Origin of the sequence: Micromonospora maritima (genome assembly GCF_902825405.1) — a bacterium.
In the GTDB taxonomy this organism is placed as follows: Bacteria; Actinomycetota; Actinomycetes; order Mycobacteriales; family Micromonosporaceae; genus Micromonospora; species Micromonospora maritima.
Genome location: NZ_CADEAU010000076.1, coordinates 1 through 16234, shown reverse-complemented (window position 1 = coordinate 16234; position 16234 = coordinate 1). Strand labels below are relative to the sequence as shown.

Genomic DNA, 16234 nt, shown 5'->3' with positions numbered 1-16234 from the left:
GGCCGGCCTGGGCAGCGCCAAGCCCAGCCCCAGCGCCGCCACCGTCGCGTTCCGCGCCGGGAACCCGACCGGGCGCGCCGCCGTACCGGCCGAGGCGCGGGCGGTGGACACCTCGCGCCCGACCCGTACGGTCGGCAGTGGCACGCCGGCGAGCTGCACCTCCGAGGCGGTGGTGAAGGCGGTCGCGGCCGGCGGTGTGATCACCTTCGACTGCGGCCCGGCGCCGGTGACCATCACGATGAAGGCCACCGCCAAGGTGGTGAACGCGCACGGCCCGCGCGTCGTGCTGGACGGCGGCGGCAAGGTCACGCTGAGCGGCGGCGGCAGCCGGCGGATCCTCTACATGAACACCTGCGACCAGGCCCAGGGCTGGACCACCTCGCACTGCCAGAACCAGGACCACCCGCAGCTCACCGTGCAGAACCTCACGTTCGCCGACGGCAACTCCACGGGCGTGACGGCCGAGGGCGGCGGGGGCGGCGCGATCTTCGTCCGGGGCGGGCGGTTCAAGGTGGTCAACTCGCGGTTCGTCGACAACCGCTGCGACCGCACCGGCCCCGACCTGGGCGGTGCCGCGGTACGGGTGCTGAGCCAGTTCGAGAACAAGCCGGTGTACGTGGTGAGCAGCACCTTCACCGGCGGGGTGTGCGCCAACGGCGCGGCGCTGAGCAGCATCGGCGTCTCCTGGACGGTGCTGAACAGCGTCTTCCGCGACAACCGGGCGGTCGGCACCGGCGCGAACCCGGCCCGGGGCGGCACCCCGGGTGGCGGCAGCGGCGGCGCGATCTACTGCGACGGCAACGAGTTCACGGTCAAGATCGCCGGCACGGTCATCGAGGACAACAGCGCCAACGAGGGCGGCGGCGCGGTCTTCTTCGTCAGCAACAACCGGACCGGCACGATGACCGTCGAGGGCAGCACGCTGCGCCGGAACCCCAGCCGGGGCTTCGAGACGAAGGGCTTCCCCGGCATCTTCTTCCTCGGCGCCCGCCCCCCGACGGTCACCGCCTCCCGCCTCTCCTGACGCCGGTCCTCCCGGGCCTCGCGCTCGGCGGTCAGTAGGGGTTGGGGTGGCCGGGGAGGTGGCCCTTGGCGAGGGCGGCGGGGCGGCCGGGAAGAGTCGGGTCCGTGGACAGCGGCGGGGAGTCGGTGCCGGCCCTCGTCGACATGCCGGCGATCAGGTCCCGCAGGGCGGTCACAGTGTCGACCCGGGGCTTCCAGCCCAGCTCGGTCTCGGCGCGCTCGCTGGACATCAGCGGCACGTTCAGCGCCAGGTCGACCCAGCCGGTGTCGACCGGTTGCAGCCGGGCCCGCCAGGTCACCGCCGCCGCCGCGCGCAGCACCGGCACCGCCACCGGCACGGTCCAGCCGTGGAAGTGCCGGGCCACCAGCTCCGGCGTCAGCACCGGGTCGGCCGCCACGTTGAACGCGCCGCGCGCGTCCCCCACGACCGCCCGGGCGTACGCGTCGGCGACGTCGTCGGCGTGCACCGCCTGCATCCGCAGTCGCCGGTTCGCCGGGACCAGCGGGATCCGGCCGTAGCGGAGCAGCCGCACCGGCACCAGCGGGCCGAGGAAGTAGCGGCTGATCTCCGTACCGGCCTCCCGCTGGAAGATCAGCCCCGGCCGCAGCCGGACCACCCGCAGCTCCGGGTGCTCCCGCTCCACGCCGTCCAGCAGCGCCTCCACCTCGGCCTTGTCCCGGCTGTACGACGACGTCTCCACCCCCGTCGCCGGCCAGTTCTCGCTGACCGGGTGGTCCTTCGGGCCGGGCGCGTAGGTGCCGACCGACGAGGCGTACACCAGGGCGGGGACGCCGGCCCGGACGGTGGCCTCGATCACCGCGCGGCTGCCGCCGACGTTGGTCCGGTAGAGCGTGCGCCGGTCGTGGCTGGGCTGGATCTGCCAGGCCAGGTGCACCACCGCCCGCGCCCCGGCGAAGATCCGCACGAGGTCGTCGGACGCGCCGGGCGCCCCGACGTCGCAGGAGTGCCACTGCACGTCGTCGTACGGCTCACCGGCGTCCGGCCCGGGCAGCCGGCGGGCCACCCCGACCAGTTCCGCTCCCGCCTCCCGCCGCAGCCGACGCAGCACGGCGGTCCCCACGTTGCCGGTGGCCCCCACGATCACGATGCGCATGCCCGGTGCGGTACCCGCTGAACCGGGCAGCAACCGTGCACCGACGGGGATTCGCGCGGACCACCACCACGGGGGTACGGGCGACCGGGCGCGTACGCCCAGGGTGGTAACCCGATCGGCAACTCCGGCAGGACGACCCGGGGGCGGCCCCGTCCATACGCTGCCGGCGGTACCTGTCGTCCCCGACCCGAGGGAGTTCCGATGCCCGTCCGTCATCTGCTCGCCACCACCGCCGGCGCCCTGGCCGGCGGGCTCTGGTCCGCCGCCCCGGCAGCGGCGCACGTCTCGGTCGCCGCCGGTGGGGTCGGCGGCTCCGGACGGTTCGGCGCCACCACGTTCGCCGCGGTGAGCCTGGCCGGCGCGATCATCGGCGGGCTGGCGGTGGCCCGCCCGACCTCGGGCGGGCGGGGTCGGGCCCTGCTGGCGCTGGCGGCCGGGCTGGTCGGCCTGGTGCTCAGCGCCGTGCACCTGGCCCTGACCTCGGACGGGTTCGGCAACGGCCAGGGGCGGGCCGGGGCGATCGTGGGCGTGGTGCTGGGGGTCGTCGGCACGGGCCTGGGCGGCTGGGCGGCGGCCCGGGCCCGCCGCACCACCTGATCCGCGACGGTCAGGAGGACGTGAGCCAGCCGGGCACGGTGAGCCCGGACTCGTACGCGAGCACCACCAGCTGGGCCCGGTCCCGGACCCGGGTCTTGGTCATGATCCGGCTGACGTGCGTCTTCGCGGTGGCCGGGCTCAGCACCAGCCGGGCCGCGATCTCGTCGTTGGACAGGCCGGCGGCGACCAGGACGAGCACCTCACGCTCCCGTTCGGTGAGCGCGTTCAGCCGTGGCCCCGGTACCGGGTGCCGGGCGCGGGCGGCGAACTCCGCGATCAGCCGGCGGGTGATCGCCGGCGCGAGGAGCGCGTCGCCCCGCGCCACCACCCGCACCCCGTGGATCAGCTCCGCCGGCTCGGTGTCCTTGACCAGGAAGCCGCTCGCCCCGGCCCGCAGCGCGTCGTAGACGTACTCGTCGAGGTCGAAGGTGGTCAGGATGATCACCCGGCCGTGGTCGCCTGAGGTGATCTCCCGGGTGGCGGCCAGGCCGTCGAGCTGCGGCATCCGGATGTCCATGAGGACGACGTCCGGCCGCAGCTGCCGGGCCAGCCGCACCGCGGCGGCGCCGTCGGCGGCCTCGCCGACCACCTCGATGGCGTCCTCGCCGTCGAGGATGGACCGGAAGCCGGCGCGTACCAGGTTCTGGTCGTCGGCGAGCAGCACCCGGATCACGTCGCGCCCTCCGGCTCGGGCCGGGCCGTCGGCACCCGGACCGGCGGCGGGCCCGGCCGCAGCGGAAGGCGGGCCCGCACCAGGAAACCCCCGGCCGGCCCAGGGCCGGTGGTCAGCGAGCCGCCCAGCGCCCGGACCCGCTCGCCCATGCCGATGATCCCGTTCCCGGGCGGGGCCGAGGCGCCGGCGCCGTCGTCCTCCACCTCCACCAGCAGGTCGTCGTGGTCCGACCGGACCCGGACGGTCGCGGTGGTCGCCGCCGCGTGCCGGGTCACGTTCGTCAGCGCCTCCTGGACGATCCGGTACGCCGTCAGGTCCACCTCCGCCGGCAGCGGCCGGATCTCGGCCACCTCGGTACGGATCGCCAACCCGCACCGCCCGGCCGTGGTGACCAGCTCGTAGAGCCGTTCCAGCCCCGGCGCGGGCGGCGGCGTGGCCTCGGCACGCAGGATCCCCAGCGTCGTCCGCAGCTCCCGCAGCGTCTCCTTGCTCGTCTGCTTGATCGCGGTGAGCGCCGCCTCGGCCCGTTCCGGGTCCGGGCGGTGCAGCGCCGCGCTCGCCTGCACGTTTATCGACGAGAGATGGTGACCGAGCAGGTCGTGCAGCTCGCGGGCGATCCGCAGCCGCTCCTCGGTGGCCCGACGCCGGGCCTCCTCCTCCTTACCCTGCTCGGCGGCGCGCACCCGGGCCCGCATTTCGGCCAGGTAGGCCCGGCGGTTACGGGTCACTCCGACGATCACCGCGACCAGCCACCCGGCGTGCAGCAGCGTCGCGCCGTTCCCACCGGCGCCGGTGCGCGTCCAGCTGTCGGCGACCGCGAAGGAGACGACCGAGGCCAGGCCGAGCCCCACCGCGACGGCGAGGTGCCCCTCGTCCACGACCGTGTACAACGCGACGACGAACACCAGCATGACCGGCCCGGGCCGGTGCAGCAGCACCCCGTAGGCGCTGACCGCGACCAGCGCCACCGCCCCCACCGCCACCGGGTACCGCCGGCGGGCGTACAGCGCGCCGGCGGCGACCAGCACCACCAGCAACGCGGCCAGCTCGGCCGGGGTGTCGACGCCGTCCGCCTGCACCAGCAGGCCGAGCAGAGCCACCACCGCGACTGCCGGCACCAGGGCCACCGCCGTCGCGCGGTCGTGCCACCGCCAGCTCGACATGGCCGAAGCGTAGCCGTCCGCGTACGGCCCGGAGGGCCCCGCGCGCCGTCCGTGGCGGCCGTCCCCGGCGGCGTCGGCAAGATCGAAAAGGCCCGGCGTACGATGCCCGCCCGGCTGATCGGCTTCGGGTAGCCTGTGCTCTGCGGGCCGCTAGCTCAATGGCAGAGCTGTGGACTTTTAATCCATAGGTTCAGGGTTCGAGTCCCTGGCGGCCCACCGACCGCAGGTCAGGACCCCTGGTGGGGGTTCTGCGATCCGTCCTCGCGTCAGTGGGCGGGCACCGAGACACACACCATGGTGGTGTCTTCCAGTGCCTCGACCGTCCCCGGCGCCTGCCTCGGGACGTGCACGAAGTCGCCCGGACCGGCCGTCACGGCGTCACCTTCGGCGCCCACTCGTATCGCTCCGCTGATCACCACCCAGACTTCCGCATAGGCTGCCGGCAGGTCGGCACGCGCCCCGGCGGTGAAGAACGCCGGATAGGCGCTCATCGAGCGGTCGGTCTCGTCGCGGAAGCCCGACGCGACGAGGATTCCGTCGCCGAAGGGGGTCGCCCCGTCGCCGATGGTCGAACCGAACCGGCGGGCCCGCGCGGACGGGTCAGGCATGTCGAACTCCTTTCCGAGGGGGGCGGGTCAGGCGTCGAGGTCCGTCGCGGCGACGACGTGGACGGGTGGGGCCTGCATCCCGAGCTGCAAGGCGATTGCCGGGATCTCCGGGTCCGCGAGGAACCCGGCATAGTCCTCCGCGTCCCAGTCGAAGACGGACCATGCCCGGTGTGCGTCGTCGGGATCGAAGAAGACCTGGGCGCGGCGGCAGCCGTGCTCACGCCGCTTGGCCGCACCGACCGTGGTGAACACGTCCAGGAAACGGTCGCGGTCGGTGGTCCTGGTGACGGTCACGATCACTGTCGGCTCCTCAACCCCGGGGACAACGCTCGCCCTTGGAACCGTAGGACCTCGAGTTCGGTTGAGGTCAAGGTCGGGGCGGGTGAGGGAGGAGCAGCGGGGCCGTGAGCACCGAGTCTCCACTGTCGACATATCGGCCGGGCTCGTGCCGGGACGTTCACGTCGGTAAGATCCGCCAGGTTGCTCGTCGAGCCGGAGATCGGGGCGGTGCGAATGGCGGATCAAGAGCGTACGGACCATGCTGCGGTCGGCCGTTCCCTGGAAGCCGCCATGCGTCTGCTTGGTCAGGCGACCGGGCCCACCCGGTCGGCGGATCCGACGTCCCCGGTCGAGGAGGTCCCGCTTCGCGGGCGCGGCACGGGCGCGGACGGCCTGGTCGAGGCGGTCGTCGGCGGCTACGGGCGGCTGGAGTCGCTGGAGATCAACCCGACCCTGCTGCGCTCCGGCACGACGGCCATCGCCCAGTACGTGATGGAGGCCGTGACCGCCGCCCAGGACGACGAGCGGCGGCAGCGCCAGGAGGCGCTCGGTGGTGAGGTCGACCAGGCGGCGCTGCACCGGCAGCTCGAAGGGGTCGCCGAGCAGGCGTGGCGAGGGCTCGACGGGATGATCGGCGATCTGGACGCGATGGTCCGTCGACTCGATCGCGATCGGCGGTGACGGGTTGACCGGCGGAATCGAGGTCGACGTCGTCGCGCTGCGCTCGGCGGCCCGGACCATCCGGGGCGGCGGCGAGCGGCTCACCGGAGAGGTGCAGCGGCTCCAGGGCACGGTCACCGGTTCGGGCAATCCGTGGGGTGGCGACGAGGCCGGGACGGTCTTCGGGATGGCCTACACCGAGGTGCTCCAGCACGCCCTCGACGCGTACGCCTCGATGGCCGACCAACTCATGGACGTGGCCGAGCGGCTCGACACCGTGGCCACCGACCACGAGCGCACCGACATGGACAACGCCGCGCTGTTCAGGGGACTGGAGCTGCCCGGTGGGCCTGCAATTACCACCTGAGCTCGCCGAGGCCCTCAACTGGGTGGGCTTCACCTGGCCCGAGGCCGACGAGGAACTGCTGGTCGAGGCCGCCCAGGCGTGGACGGCCTTCGCCGGGACGCTGCGCGCGGCGGGCGCCGAGGCGAACGCCGGCGCCGCGACGGTCGGCGTCGCCAACCGGGGCCGGGACGTCACCGCGTTCGACACCATGTGGCGGGGCGAGGAGGGTCCGACCCGGCGCATCGAGGACGGCGCCGAGGCCGCCGAGCTGATCGCCGCCGCACTGCTGGTGATGGCCGTGATCACGCTGACCCAGAAGATCCTCACGATCGTCCAGCTGATCATCGTGGTGGTCCAGGTCGCGATGGCCCTGGCGGCTGCCGCTCCCACGCTGGGCGGGTCGCTGGCGCAGATCCCGGTCGCGATCGGCGTGGCCCGGGTCGCCATCCGCCGGATCATCAAGGAAGTCATCGACCGGGTCGTCAACGAGATCATTCCCCGGCTGCTCCGGCGCGCGAAGACGCTGCTCCGTCGATTCACCCGTAAGCCGGGCCGTGGCCCGGGACGGCCGCCGAAGGTGCCGGGGCCGCTGCGCGACATCCGCTACCAGGGCAAGCCGATGCTGGACAAGTACCGGTACGAGACCATGGGCGACCACCCGGGCAACCCGTTCCGGCCCAGCTCCGTACGTCGACTCGACGAGGCGCAACTGGAACAGCACCGGGTCTACGTCGACTCGGACGGCATCATGCGCAGTGCCCGGGACGGGCAGCCGTTCGACACCCGCAACGCCAGCACGCACTGGAGCCAGGAGGGGGGACGGGCGATCTTCGTGATGGACGAGCGCGGCAACATCTACGCGTCGACCTACCAGGAGGTCGGCAAGTTCCACCACTCCACGCTGGGCAACGGCAAGCCGGTCGCCGCGGCCGGTGAGATCGCGGTGGTCGACGGTAAGGTGCAGTACGTGACCTCGGCGAGTGGGCACTACCAGCCGACTCCGCAGCACATGCGACAGGTCACCGACGAACTGGGCCGCAACGGCGTCAACAACGTCCCGCTCTTCGGCTTCGACGGCCGTACCCGGCTGAACTGACTGTCGGAATCGGAAAGGGTGTCTGCGAGTGGCCAGTGACGACTGGAAGGGCATCATCAACCAGATCCTGTACGGGTTGATGTTCACCCCCCAGCTGGACGACGACAACGCCGGCCAGATGGCCACCGCCATGGTCGAGCGGCGCTACTTCGGCGCCGGCCCCGACGCCTACGCGGACGCGATCGTCCAGGCCCTGCGGTACGACGGTCCGCTGACCGACGAGATCGAGACGCCGCACAGCGAGGCGGGGTTCCGCGACTTCCTCCGCCGGCTCGGCACCCGGTTGGAGGCGCTGCGGCCCTGGCCGCAGACGCCGGCCTGACACCCCGACGGCGATGTCCGCCGCGGGGCGCGGGATCGTCGCCGAGGCGCGGTGCACCCTCACCGTGCTGGCGGACAAGCGGACCACGAGGTCCGGAAGCCTGGACGAGTTGCGCGACAGCGCGCTCGCGGCGGCGGACCGGCTCATCGAACTGGGCGCCATCGAGGATGACCTGATCGGGTTGTGGTCCCGCCGTCGCGAGCGCGATCTCGACGACGTGGCCGTCGAGGACGGGCTCCGGCGGATCGTCGCGCGCCTGGAAGCCGGCCCCGCTCCTGGTCACGTGGAGCTGCCTAGCGGCACAACGCGCCGATCATCTCGTCGAAGTCGGGGAACTCCTCCCTCGCCGCCGCGATGACCTCCTCGGCGGAGGCGCGGCGCGTGGCCGCCGACCGCTGGGCGATCGCGGTGAGGCGGGCGTCCGCGCGGGGCTGATGGTCGTGATCGGGGTACGCCGTGGCCTCCCAGGGGCCGAAGCCGTCGGCGAGCAGCCACAGGTAGGCCCCCAGGTCCCGCGCCACGACCGACGTCTCGCCCTCCGAGCCGAGGAACACCACCGGCTGCCGCTCGATCGGCTCGCCGGCGCGCACCAGCCAGAACGCGGCCAGGCCACCGGTGCCGTCCTGCCCGAACACCCGGAACTCGGATCCGTCCAGGACCGCGTTCCCGGTCCAGGCCCGCCACCACTCGGCGGTCTCGCCGGCGTCCAGGAAGCGGTCGTACGGCTCGAAGTCGACCCCGTCCCCGTCCCGGTAGTCGAAGCCGACCTCGTGAGCTTCCCTCAGCGCAACCGGCAGGGCGCGGTCGTCGTCTTCCACGGGCAGCACCCTAGCGACGACGGCCCACACGCCGTACCGGTGCCGCGCCCCGTCGGGTCTAGGGTGTCGCCGTGGACGATCACGCAGTCGAGTCGTACGCGGACGGCGACCAGCACGAGGTGTTCCGGTCCCTGCCCTTCCCCTTCACCGACGACCGCTTCCCGGACCACCTCGGTGCGGTCGTGCAACGCACCGTGCTGGAGGGCGCGGAACCGGCCCGGGAGGTCATCCACACCGACGACAACGCGTGGATCGTCGGCGACGGCGTGAACGATCCGAACCAGCCGGGTGCCGTGGTCGTCACCTGCATCCAGCACGTCGTCGAGCGGGACTCGGCAGTGGCCGGGCTGGCCGGGCTCCCGCTCGGCCAGGTGGCCCACCGGGAGGGCCCCGGCCAGCCGTGGTCGGTCGAGCCCCACTCGTGGCTGACGGAGTGACGGTCCGGGCCGTGGTGGCACCCGGCTGGCCGGACCACGGGTCCTGACCGCCACGACCAGCTACAGGAACTCGCTGCGGTAGGTCGGGGCCAGCTCGGCGGCCAGGCGGCGGCGTTCGGCGAGTTCGTCCGGTGCGAGCTGCGGCGGCGGTGCGTCCCTGCCCGCGACGACGTCGCCGATCCGGGTGAAGTACTCGTCCTGCCCGGCCGGGGTGCACATGCAGAGCATGTGGGCCGGCGCACCGGAGGTGTTGCGGAAGTGGTGCGGTGCGTTGGCCGGGATGTTGATCGTGGAGCCGGCCCGCACGACGTGCTTCTCGCCGCGGAAGGTGAACTCGATCTCGCCCTCGAGGATCGTGAACATCTCCTCGAAGTCGTGCCGGTGCGGTGGCGGGCCGCCGCCGTCGGGGACGCGCATGTCGATCAGGCAGTACGCGCCGTTGGTCTGCTCACCGGTGATCAACATGCCGTAGGTGTTGCCCACCAGGGAGATGTAGGTCGTGTCGGGGGCGTCGGGGTTCGCCACGGTCAGCGAGCGGGTGGGGTCGTCGTCGGGAATCATCGTGCTCGTCTCCTGGGGTGTGGTCGGTCGGTCCGATCGGGCGGGCGCCAGCGTGGTGGCGGCGCTCTCCGCGAGGATCGAACGGGCGGTGTCAGGCCGTGGGCGCGAGGACGACGGTCTTGCCGGGCAGCTCGCCCGCGCCGGCCCGGGCGTGGAGCGCGGGCAGGTCGGCCAGTGCCACCCGCTCGGCGACCTCGACGCGCAACTCACCGGTGTTGATCCGGGCGGCCAGGTCGGCGAGCTGGTCGGCGTCGCTGCGCACGAACAGGTCGATGCCGCGCACGCCGCGCGCCTCGTCGGAGGGCGCGGGCATCCAGACGGTGGTGTTGACCAGGGCGCCGCCGTCCCGGATCAGCGTGACCAGCGCGGCCAGCTGGTCCGGGGCGACGGGCGCGAGATTGAGGACGAGGTCGACCGGCTCGGTCACCGCCGCGGTCACGTCGGAGGCGGTGTGGTCGATCACCTCGTCGGCGCCGGCAGCCGTGACCCGCTCGGCGCTGCGAGGGCTGGCCGTGGCGATCATGTGGGCACGGACCTCCTTGGCCAGCTGCACCGCGTAGCCGCCGACCGCTCCGCCGGCACCGTTGATCAACACCCGCTGACCGGCGGTCAGCTTGCCGTGGTCGAACAGCGCCTGCCACGCGGTCAGGCCCACCAGCGGGAACGCCGCCGCGTCGGCCAGCGGGATGTTCCCCGGCGCCCCGGTCAGGATCTCCGCCGGCGCGATCACGTACTCGGCGGCCGCCCCGGTTCCCGTCATCGGCAGGAAGCCGACGACCCGGTCACCGACCGTGAGGTCGTCCACGCCGTCGCCCAGCGCGTCCACCGTGCCGGCCACGTCGAGGCCGGGGGTGTGCGGCAGCTCCACCGGGATCGGGCCCTGCATGAAGCCCGCGCGGATGTTGCCGTCGACGCCGTTGAACGACGTCGCCGCGACGCGGATCCGGACCTGCCCGGCTCCGGGGGTGGGCTGCTCGACGTCCTCGTAGCGCAGGACCTCGGGACCGCCGAACTCGTGGAAACGCACTGCCTTCATCGCTGAACCTGCCTCTGTGAGAGCCGTCGACGTCATGGGCACCAGCTCCGTTCCACCGGAGCCGCCCGGAGGCGGCCGTCGGACCCGTCGTCGCTGGGTACGTCACCGACCTTCACAGAATTCGGCGCGGTCAGCCTGGGCCAGGTTGGCCCACCTTGACGATGGTCGGCTCACCGGCGACCTCGACGATCTCGGTGAGCCGGGCGGCGTCGGCCGAGCCGGGCGCGGCGGTGAGCATGAGAGCCGCCAGGTCGTCGCCCGGGATGGCGAGCAGGCTGCCGACGAGCGTGACGGGGCCGAGATCGGGATGGACGAACGCGGCGCTGCTCTCGTAGGCGCCCACCGGTCGCGGTGCCCGCCACAGGACGTCGAACAGGCCGCTCCGGCTCCGCATCTCGTCCACCAGCGCGGCGAGCGACGCGTCGGCGGGGTAGCGCAAGAGCGTGCTCCTCAGCTGGGCGGCGAGGATCGCCTGGTGGTCCGTCGCGTCGTCCGCCGACTGCTGGAAACCGTCGAACGGGTCGCAGAACGTCCGCCAGGCGATGTTCCAGTCCCACGGGTCCCCGGTGAGATTCCAGTGCCCCAGGGCCAGGAACGCGCTGTTCACGGCGACGAGGTTCATCGCCGCGTCGGAGACGAACATCGGGGTGTCCGGGAACCGCTCCAGCAGCCGCATCGCGCCCGGACCGACCTCGTTCGGCACCTGTCCGTCCGCGGCGGCGTACCCGGCCAGCGCGCAGAGCCGCTCGTAGTCGGCCCGCCCGATCCGTAACGCCCGGGCGATGGCGTTCACCACTCCGGCGGACGGATGGCTGCGTCCCTGCTCCAACCGGCGTACGTAGTCCGCCGACATCCCCGCCAGCTCGCCGAGTTCCTCCCGCCGCAGCCCTTGCACCCGCCGGCGACCGACCGGCAGCCCGACAGCCGCGGGCACCGTGCTCTCCCGCAACTGGCGCACCGCGACACCGAACTCGAGACGTTCCATCCACCCGATTGTGCCTGGGTGATCCGGACAGTGCCGCTGGCGGGCGGCCGGGATCGCTCTGCGGAGCGATGTGACGCGGGACGGTACCGGCCTAGCGTCGATCTCATGACGCAACGTCGATCTCGGGCTGTTCCGGTGCGCCGCCTGGCCGGGGTGGCGGTCATGCTGTTCGGTGTCTTCTCGTTGTTCGGGGGCTTGTTCGTACCGATCTGGGTGATCCTGCGGGATCCGCGGATGGTGCCTGCACCGGAGTCCTGGCTGGCGATCTGGATCATCGCGGTGGGTCTGCTGATCGCGGTCTGGCCGACTCGCCGACGGTCCGCCGGTAGCGGTGGGTGATGGGCCTCTCTCGCCGGGCGCTCCTGCGGGGTACGGCCGTCGTCGGGGCGACGGTGGGGCTGCCCGCCGCCGGCCTGGCCGGCTACGTGTGGACCACCACGCGCCGCAGCAACGTCGGCCGGGTGTCGTTCGACCGGCCGTTGGCCATTCCGCCGCTGGCCGCCGGGGTGCGCGGAGCGGACGGCCGGCTCCGGGTGGACCTACGCCTGCAGAGCGGCCGGACCGAGCTGCTGCCGGGCAGGCAGGCCGACACGTGGGGGGTCAACGGCAGCCATCTGGGCCCCACGGTACGGGTGAGCCGGGGCGACGTCCTGGCCCCTCGGGTACGCAACGACCTCCCGGAGGCGACCACCCTGCACTGGCACGGCATGGAGTTGCCGGCCGAGTGCGACGGTGGACCGCACCAGATGATCCGTCCCGGCGCGCTGTGGCAGCCGGCCTGGCGGGTGGACCAGCCGGCGGCGACGTTGTGGTATCACCCGCACCCGCACGGGCGCACCAAGGAGCACGTCTACCGTGGCGTCGCCGGCCTGCTGTACGTGGACGACGGCGCGGCCGACGGTCTGCTCCCCGACGACTACGGGGTCGACGACATCCCGGTGATCGTGCAGGACCGGAACTTCACCCGGCAGGGCCGGCTCGACGAGGACGGCATCGCCTTCGGCGGGCTGTCGGTCACCGGCCTGCTGGGCTCGGAGATCCTGGTCAACGGGGTCTGGGGGCCGGTGCTCGGCGTGCGTACCGAGCTGGTGCGGCTACGGGTGCTCAATGCCTCGAACGCGCGGATCTACGACTTCGTCCTCGACCACGGTCGGGGCTTCCACGTCGTCGCCGGCGACAACGGTCTGCTGCCGGCGCCGGTGCCGGTCGACCACCTGCGGCTCAGCCCCGGGGAGCGGGCCGAGCTGCTCGTGGAGTTGCGTCCCGACGAGCGGGTCCGGCTGCGGAGCCGCCCGCCGGATCTCGATGCCGACCTGGCCGTCGACCGACTGGCCGGCGGCGCCGACGAGTTCGACATCCTGGAGTTGCGTGCCGCGCCGTCCCTTCGTCCGGCTCCACCCCTGCCGGTCGCCCTGCCTGCGCCGCCTCGGCTGGCGCCGCCGCTCGCCGGGCGTCGCGAGCGCGTGCTGCGTTTCGGTGACTTCCTCATCGACGGCCGGACCATGGACCTGTCCCGCATCGACGCGGTGGTGCCGTTGGGGAGCACCGAGATCTGGCGGCTGCGCAACGACGTCGGGACGCCGCACAACTTCCACATCCACAACGCCGCGTTCGAGGTGCTGGACGTCGCGGGTCGGCCGCCCGGAGCGGCGTGGCGGGGACGCAAGGACACCGTGTACGTGCCACCGGACACCGAGGTCCGGCTGCTCGTCCAGTTCGGGGCGTACCCGTCGCCCACGTGGCCGTTCATGTTCCACTGCCACCTGCTGGCGCACGAGGACGCCGGGATGATGGGACAGTTCGTCCTCGTCCCGCCGGGCACGGACCCGACGGTGGTCGCGCCGCCGCCGGTCGCCGACCACAATGCTCCTCACCATGACTGAGCAGACCCGCCGACCTGGCCGGGACGCGGCGCTGGCGGCAGCCGTCGCGGTGTCGGTGTGGGCGGTCACGGCGCTGGCGGAGGAGCCCGCGTCGCTTCCGCTCGGCCCGGCCGGCTGGCTTCTCGGAGCGGTCCTCGGCGGACTCCAACTCGTCCGCCGACGGCGTCCGCTGGCCGTGCTGCTGGCGTCCACCGCCGCCGTCGTCGCGTACCACGTGCTCGGATACCCGGCGATCGGGACGGCCTGGCCGCTGCTGCTGCCCTTCCTGGGTGCGGCCGCCGGGGGCCACCTGCGCAAGGCGGTGCCGTTGGTGGCGGCGTTGTCGGCGGCCAACGTCGGGTGGCGGGTACTGGTCGAGCGGGAGTGGCTGTTCGGGGTGCTCGTCGGCGAGGCGCGGGAGCTCGTGGTGCTCGGCCTGGCCCTGGCGGTCGGGGAGGCGGTCTGGCAACGACGCCGTTGGGCCGAGGAGGTGCGTCGACGCGTGGCCCGGGCCGACGAGGAGGCGCGGCGGGAGGCCGAGCGGCGGCTGGCCGAGCAGCGGCTGTCCGTGGCGGCCGACCTGCACGACGTGGTGGCGCACAGCCTGGTGGTGATCGGCCTCCAGCTGCGGCTCGCCGAGGAGACCGTGGGCACGGAACCGGAGGCCTGCCGGGCGGCCATCGCCGCGGCGCTGGCCGGACACGACGAGGCTGTCCGCGAGACGTCCCGGACGGTCCACCTGCTGCGCGACCCCACCCCGGCCCCGCTGCGGCCCGCGCCCACGCTCGCCGACCTGGACCTGTTGCCGGAGCTGGCCCGGCGGGCCGGGCTGGAGCTTCGGGTGGACATCGACGGGGGGCGCGACATTCCGGCGTCGGTGGCCCGGGCGGCGTACCGGATCGCCCAGGAGGCGCTGACCAACACGCTGAAGCACGCCGGTGCCGCACAGGCGTCGCTCACCCTGCGCCGCGAAGACGGGGCGTTGCACCTCCGGTTCGTCGATCCGGGCGGTGGGAGTGCCGCGTCGACGGGTTCTGCCAGGTCCACCTCGGCACCGGGCGACGGCGGGCAGCCGCCGGGCGGTCACGGCATCGTCGGCATGCGGGAACGCGCGCGCGGCGTGGGCGGTCGATTGGAGGCCGGCCCGGACGGCGGCGGGTTCCGGGTGGACGCGTGGCTGCCGGTGGGGGACTCCTGATGGTGCGGGTGGTGATCGCCGACGACCATCCGGAGGTGCGCGCCGGGCTCCGGGCGCTGCTGGATCGGACCGACGACATCGTGGTGGTCGGCGAAGCGACCGACGGGCTTTCGGCGGTCCGGCTGGCGGCGGAGCTACGGCCGGATGTCGTCCTCATGGATGTGCGGATGCCCGGTCGGGACGGCATCGCGGCCACCCGCCGGATCGTGGCGTCGGATTCGGCGGGCCGGGCGCCGCGCGTCATCGTGCTCACCACCTTCGACCACGACGAGTACGTCTTCGGAGCGTTGCGGGAGGGTGCCAGCGGCTTTCTGACCAAGAACGTCGCCCCCGACGATCTGCGTCGGGCGATCCGGCTGGTCGCCGACGGTCAGGCGTTGCTCGACCCGGCGGTGACCCGCCGGGTGATCGAACGGTTCGCGGCCCGGGCGGCTGTTCCCGAGCCGACGTCGGGTGCCGGGACCGCCGCCGTGCGCGCCGTCGACCTGTTGACCCCCCGTGAGCGGCAGATCGCCCGGCTGGTCGCCCGTGGGCTGACCAACGAGGAGATCGGCGTCGCGCTCTTCCTCAGCATCTGGACCGTGAAGACCCACGTGAGCCGGGTTCTCGCCAAGCTCGGCGCCCGGGAACGGGCCCAGATCGTGATCGCGATGTACGAGGCCGGTGATCTCCGGTGACGTACCGGTCGGTACGACAGCGGCTCACCGTCGCGGCCTCGGCCACGACGGTGAGCCACCACCTGTCCGTCACCCCACCAAGGACGAGGATCAGGAGACGGGTACGAGCTGGAACCGCTGGTTCGCCTGCCCGTTGCAGTCGTAGAGCTGGACCTGCTGCCCGTTGCCGGTACCCCAGACGTCGAGGCAGCGGCCGGACTGGACACCGGTGATGGTGCCGTTGGAGTTGACGTTCCACTGCTGGTTGGTCTGGCCGTTGCAGCTGTAGATCTGGATCGCCGCGCCGTTGCCGGAGCCGGCCGCGTCCAGGCAGCGGCTGCCGCCGTACACCGTCAGTTGCTTGTTGGCGGTGTACGTCCACTGCTGGTTGGTCTGACCGTGGCAGTCGTAGAGCTGGACCCGGGTGCCGTTGGTCTGCGACGAGTTGGGCACGTCGATGCATCGGCCGGACTGGTTGCCGAGGATCCGGTTGGCGCCGTTGCTCGGCGGCGGCGTGGTCGGCGTGGTGGTCGGGGTCGGCGTCGCGGTGCCGGTCGGCGCCGGGCCGGCGGCGTTGAGGGCGTTGAGGACCGAGGTGTACGCGGCCTTCTTGTTGCCGCCACCGTCGAACAGCAGTGGGTTCTCGTTCGAGCGCCACGAGTCGCTGTCCCGCACACCCCACACCGTGATGCCGATGCACCGCGGCACGTTCAGGCACGCCTGCGTCAACCCGGCGTACTGCGACGTCGAGGCGTTGGTGACGTCGACCTCGGTCAACGCCACGTCCACACCCAGCGCC

The 16234-nt window shown here is 73.0% G+C and carries 21 protein-coding genes and 1 tRNA gene; 12 read left to right on the top strand and 10 right to left on the bottom strand.

What is annotated here, in order from left to right:
* On the top strand, positions 1–1024 hold a 1024-nt coding region (locus tag HUW36_RS10540), incomplete at its 5' end, for a hypothetical protein (RefSeq protein ID WP_174527971.1).
* Between the two features lie 31 nt (positions 1025–1055).
* Here HUW36_RS10540 and HUW36_RS10535 read toward each other — a convergent pair.
* Positions 1056–2138, bottom strand: a complete 1083-nt coding sequence (locus HUW36_RS10535) for an NAD-dependent epimerase/dehydratase family protein (RefSeq protein WP_174527970.1) — start codon at positions 2136–2138, stop codon at positions 1056–1058.
* A 201-nt stretch (positions 2139–2339) separates the two neighbouring features.
* Here HUW36_RS10535 and HUW36_RS10530 point away from each other — a divergent pair, with 201 nt between their 5' ends.
* Positions 2340–2735, top strand: a complete 396-nt coding sequence (locus HUW36_RS10530) for a DUF6223 family protein (RefSeq protein WP_174527969.1) — start codon at positions 2340–2342, stop codon at positions 2733–2735.
* A gap of 10 nt (positions 2736–2745) precedes the next feature.
* On the opposite strand, the gene HUW36_RS10525 is transcribed toward HUW36_RS10530, so the two are convergent.
* Positions 2746–3408 (bottom strand): response regulator, encoded by a 663-nt coding sequence (locus tag HUW36_RS10525; protein ID WP_174527968.1) that lies wholly within the window; start codon positions 3406–3408, stop codon positions 2746–2748.
* Positions 3405–4571, bottom strand: coding sequence for a sensor histidine kinase (locus tag HUW36_RS10520; protein ID WP_174527967.1), 1167 nt, complete (start codon positions 4569–4571; stop codon positions 3405–3407). Before HUW36_RS10520 ends, HUW36_RS10525 begins: the two co-directional genes overlap by 4 nt.
* Positions 4572–4715: 144 nt before the next feature.
* Here HUW36_RS10520 and HUW36_RS10515 point away from each other — a divergent pair.
* Positions 4716–4787, top strand: a tRNA-Lys gene (locus HUW36_RS10515).
* Between the two features lie 50 nt (positions 4788–4837).
* Here the strand turns inward: HUW36_RS10515 and HUW36_RS10510 are convergent.
* Entirely contained in the window at positions 4838–5179 is a 342-nt protein-coding gene (locus tag HUW36_RS10510) for a cupin domain-containing protein (protein WP_174527966.1), read from the bottom strand.
* Between the two features lie 27 nt (positions 5180–5206).
* The gene (locus HUW36_RS10505) at positions 5207–5479 is read right to left on the bottom strand and encodes an antibiotic biosynthesis monooxygenase family protein (protein WP_174527965.1); all 273 of its coding nucleotides are present in this window, start codon (positions 5477–5479) and stop codon (positions 5207–5209) included.
* A 270-nt stretch (positions 5480–5749) separates the two neighbouring features.
* On the opposite strand from HUW36_RS10505, the gene HUW36_RS10500 reads away from it, so the two are divergent.
* Genes HUW36_RS10500 through HUW36_RS10485 form a run of 4 tightly spaced genes read left to right on the top strand, consistent with a single transcriptional unit; the run spans position 5750 to position 7882 of the window.
* On the top strand, positions 5750–6139 hold the full coding sequence (locus tag HUW36_RS10500) for a YbaB/EbfC family nucleoid-associated protein (RefSeq protein WP_174527964.1): 390 nt from the start codon (positions 5750–5752) through the stop codon (positions 6137–6139).
* Between the two features lie 4 nt (positions 6140–6143).
* A complete protein-coding gene (locus HUW36_RS10495) occupies positions 6144–6485 on the top strand; it encodes a WXG100 family type VII secretion target (protein WP_174527963.1) in 342 nt (113 codons plus the stop codon).
* Positions 6463–7560 (top strand): WXG100-like domain-containing protein, encoded by a 1098-nt coding sequence (locus tag HUW36_RS10490; RefSeq protein ID WP_174527962.1) that lies wholly within the window; start codon positions 6463–6465, stop codon positions 7558–7560. The genes HUW36_RS10495 and HUW36_RS10490 overlap by 23 nt, the downstream gene beginning before the upstream one ends.
* A gap of 28 nt (positions 7561–7588) precedes the next feature.
* A complete protein-coding gene (locus HUW36_RS10485; RefSeq protein ID WP_174527961.1) occupies positions 7589–7882 on the top strand; it encodes a hypothetical protein in 294 nt (97 codons plus the stop codon).
* A 293-nt stretch (positions 7883–8175) separates the two neighbouring features.
* On the opposite strand, the gene HUW36_RS10480 is transcribed toward HUW36_RS10485, so the two are convergent.
* Positions 8176–8700 carry an SMI1/KNR4 family protein gene (locus tag HUW36_RS10480; RefSeq protein WP_174527960.1) on the bottom strand — a complete coding sequence of 175 codons (525 nt, stop codon included), beginning with the start codon at positions 8698–8700 and terminating at the stop codon, positions 8176–8178.
* A gap of 71 nt (positions 8701–8771) precedes the next feature.
* Between HUW36_RS10480 and HUW36_RS10475 the strand changes: the two genes are divergently transcribed.
* On the top strand, positions 8772–9137 hold the full coding sequence (locus HUW36_RS10475; RefSeq protein WP_174527959.1) for a hypothetical protein: 366 nt from the start codon (positions 8772–8774) through the stop codon (positions 9135–9137).
* 60 nt (positions 9138–9197) lie between these two features.
* On the opposite strand, the gene HUW36_RS10470 is transcribed toward HUW36_RS10475, so the two are convergent.
* The 3 genes from HUW36_RS10470 to HUW36_RS10460 form a co-directional block, all read right to left on the bottom strand.
* Positions 9198–9698: a cupin domain-containing protein gene (locus tag HUW36_RS10470; RefSeq protein ID WP_174527958.1), complete on the bottom strand. Its 501-nt coding sequence runs from the start codon at positions 9696–9698 to the stop codon at positions 9198–9200.
* A 91-nt stretch (positions 9699–9789) separates the two neighbouring features.
* A complete protein-coding gene (locus tag HUW36_RS10465; RefSeq protein ID WP_174527957.1) occupies positions 9790–10734 on the bottom strand; it encodes an NADP-dependent oxidoreductase in 945 nt (314 codons plus the stop codon).
* A 130-nt stretch (positions 10735–10864) separates the two neighbouring features.
* Positions 10865–11719 (bottom strand): helix-turn-helix domain-containing protein, encoded by an 855-nt coding sequence (locus tag HUW36_RS10460; RefSeq protein WP_174527956.1) that lies wholly within the window; start codon positions 11717–11719, stop codon positions 10865–10867.
* Positions 11720–11824: 105 nt separating this feature from the next.
* On the opposite strand from HUW36_RS10460, the gene HUW36_RS10455 reads away from it, so the two are divergent.
* Genes HUW36_RS10455 through HUW36_RS10440 form a run of 4 tightly spaced genes read left to right on the top strand, consistent with a single transcriptional unit; the run spans position 11825 to position 15456 of the window.
* Positions 11825–12058 carry a hypothetical protein gene (locus HUW36_RS10455; RefSeq protein ID WP_174527955.1) on the top strand — a complete coding sequence of 78 codons (234 nt, stop codon included), beginning with the start codon at positions 11825–11827 and terminating at the stop codon, positions 12056–12058.
* Entirely contained in the window at positions 12058–13602 is a 1545-nt protein-coding gene (locus HUW36_RS10450) for a multicopper oxidase family protein (RefSeq protein ID WP_174527954.1), read from the top strand. The genes HUW36_RS10455 and HUW36_RS10450 overlap by 1 nt, the downstream gene beginning before the upstream one ends.
* Positions 13595–14779 carry a sensor histidine kinase gene (locus HUW36_RS10445; RefSeq protein ID WP_174527953.1) on the top strand — a complete coding sequence of 395 codons (1185 nt, stop codon included), beginning with the start codon at positions 13595–13597 and terminating at the stop codon, positions 14777–14779. The genes HUW36_RS10450 and HUW36_RS10445 overlap by 8 nt, the downstream gene beginning before the upstream one ends.
* Complete coding sequence (locus HUW36_RS10440; RefSeq protein ID WP_174527952.1) at positions 14779–15456, top strand: response regulator; 678 nt, start codon at positions 14779–14781, stop codon at positions 15454–15456. The genes HUW36_RS10445 and HUW36_RS10440 overlap by 1 nt, the downstream gene beginning before the upstream one ends.
* A gap of 90 nt (positions 15457–15546) precedes the next feature.
* Here the strand turns inward: HUW36_RS10440 and HUW36_RS10435 are convergent.
* A partial coding sequence (locus HUW36_RS10435; protein WP_174527951.1) for an RICIN domain-containing protein occupies positions 15547–16234 on the bottom strand: 688 nt, incomplete at its 5' end.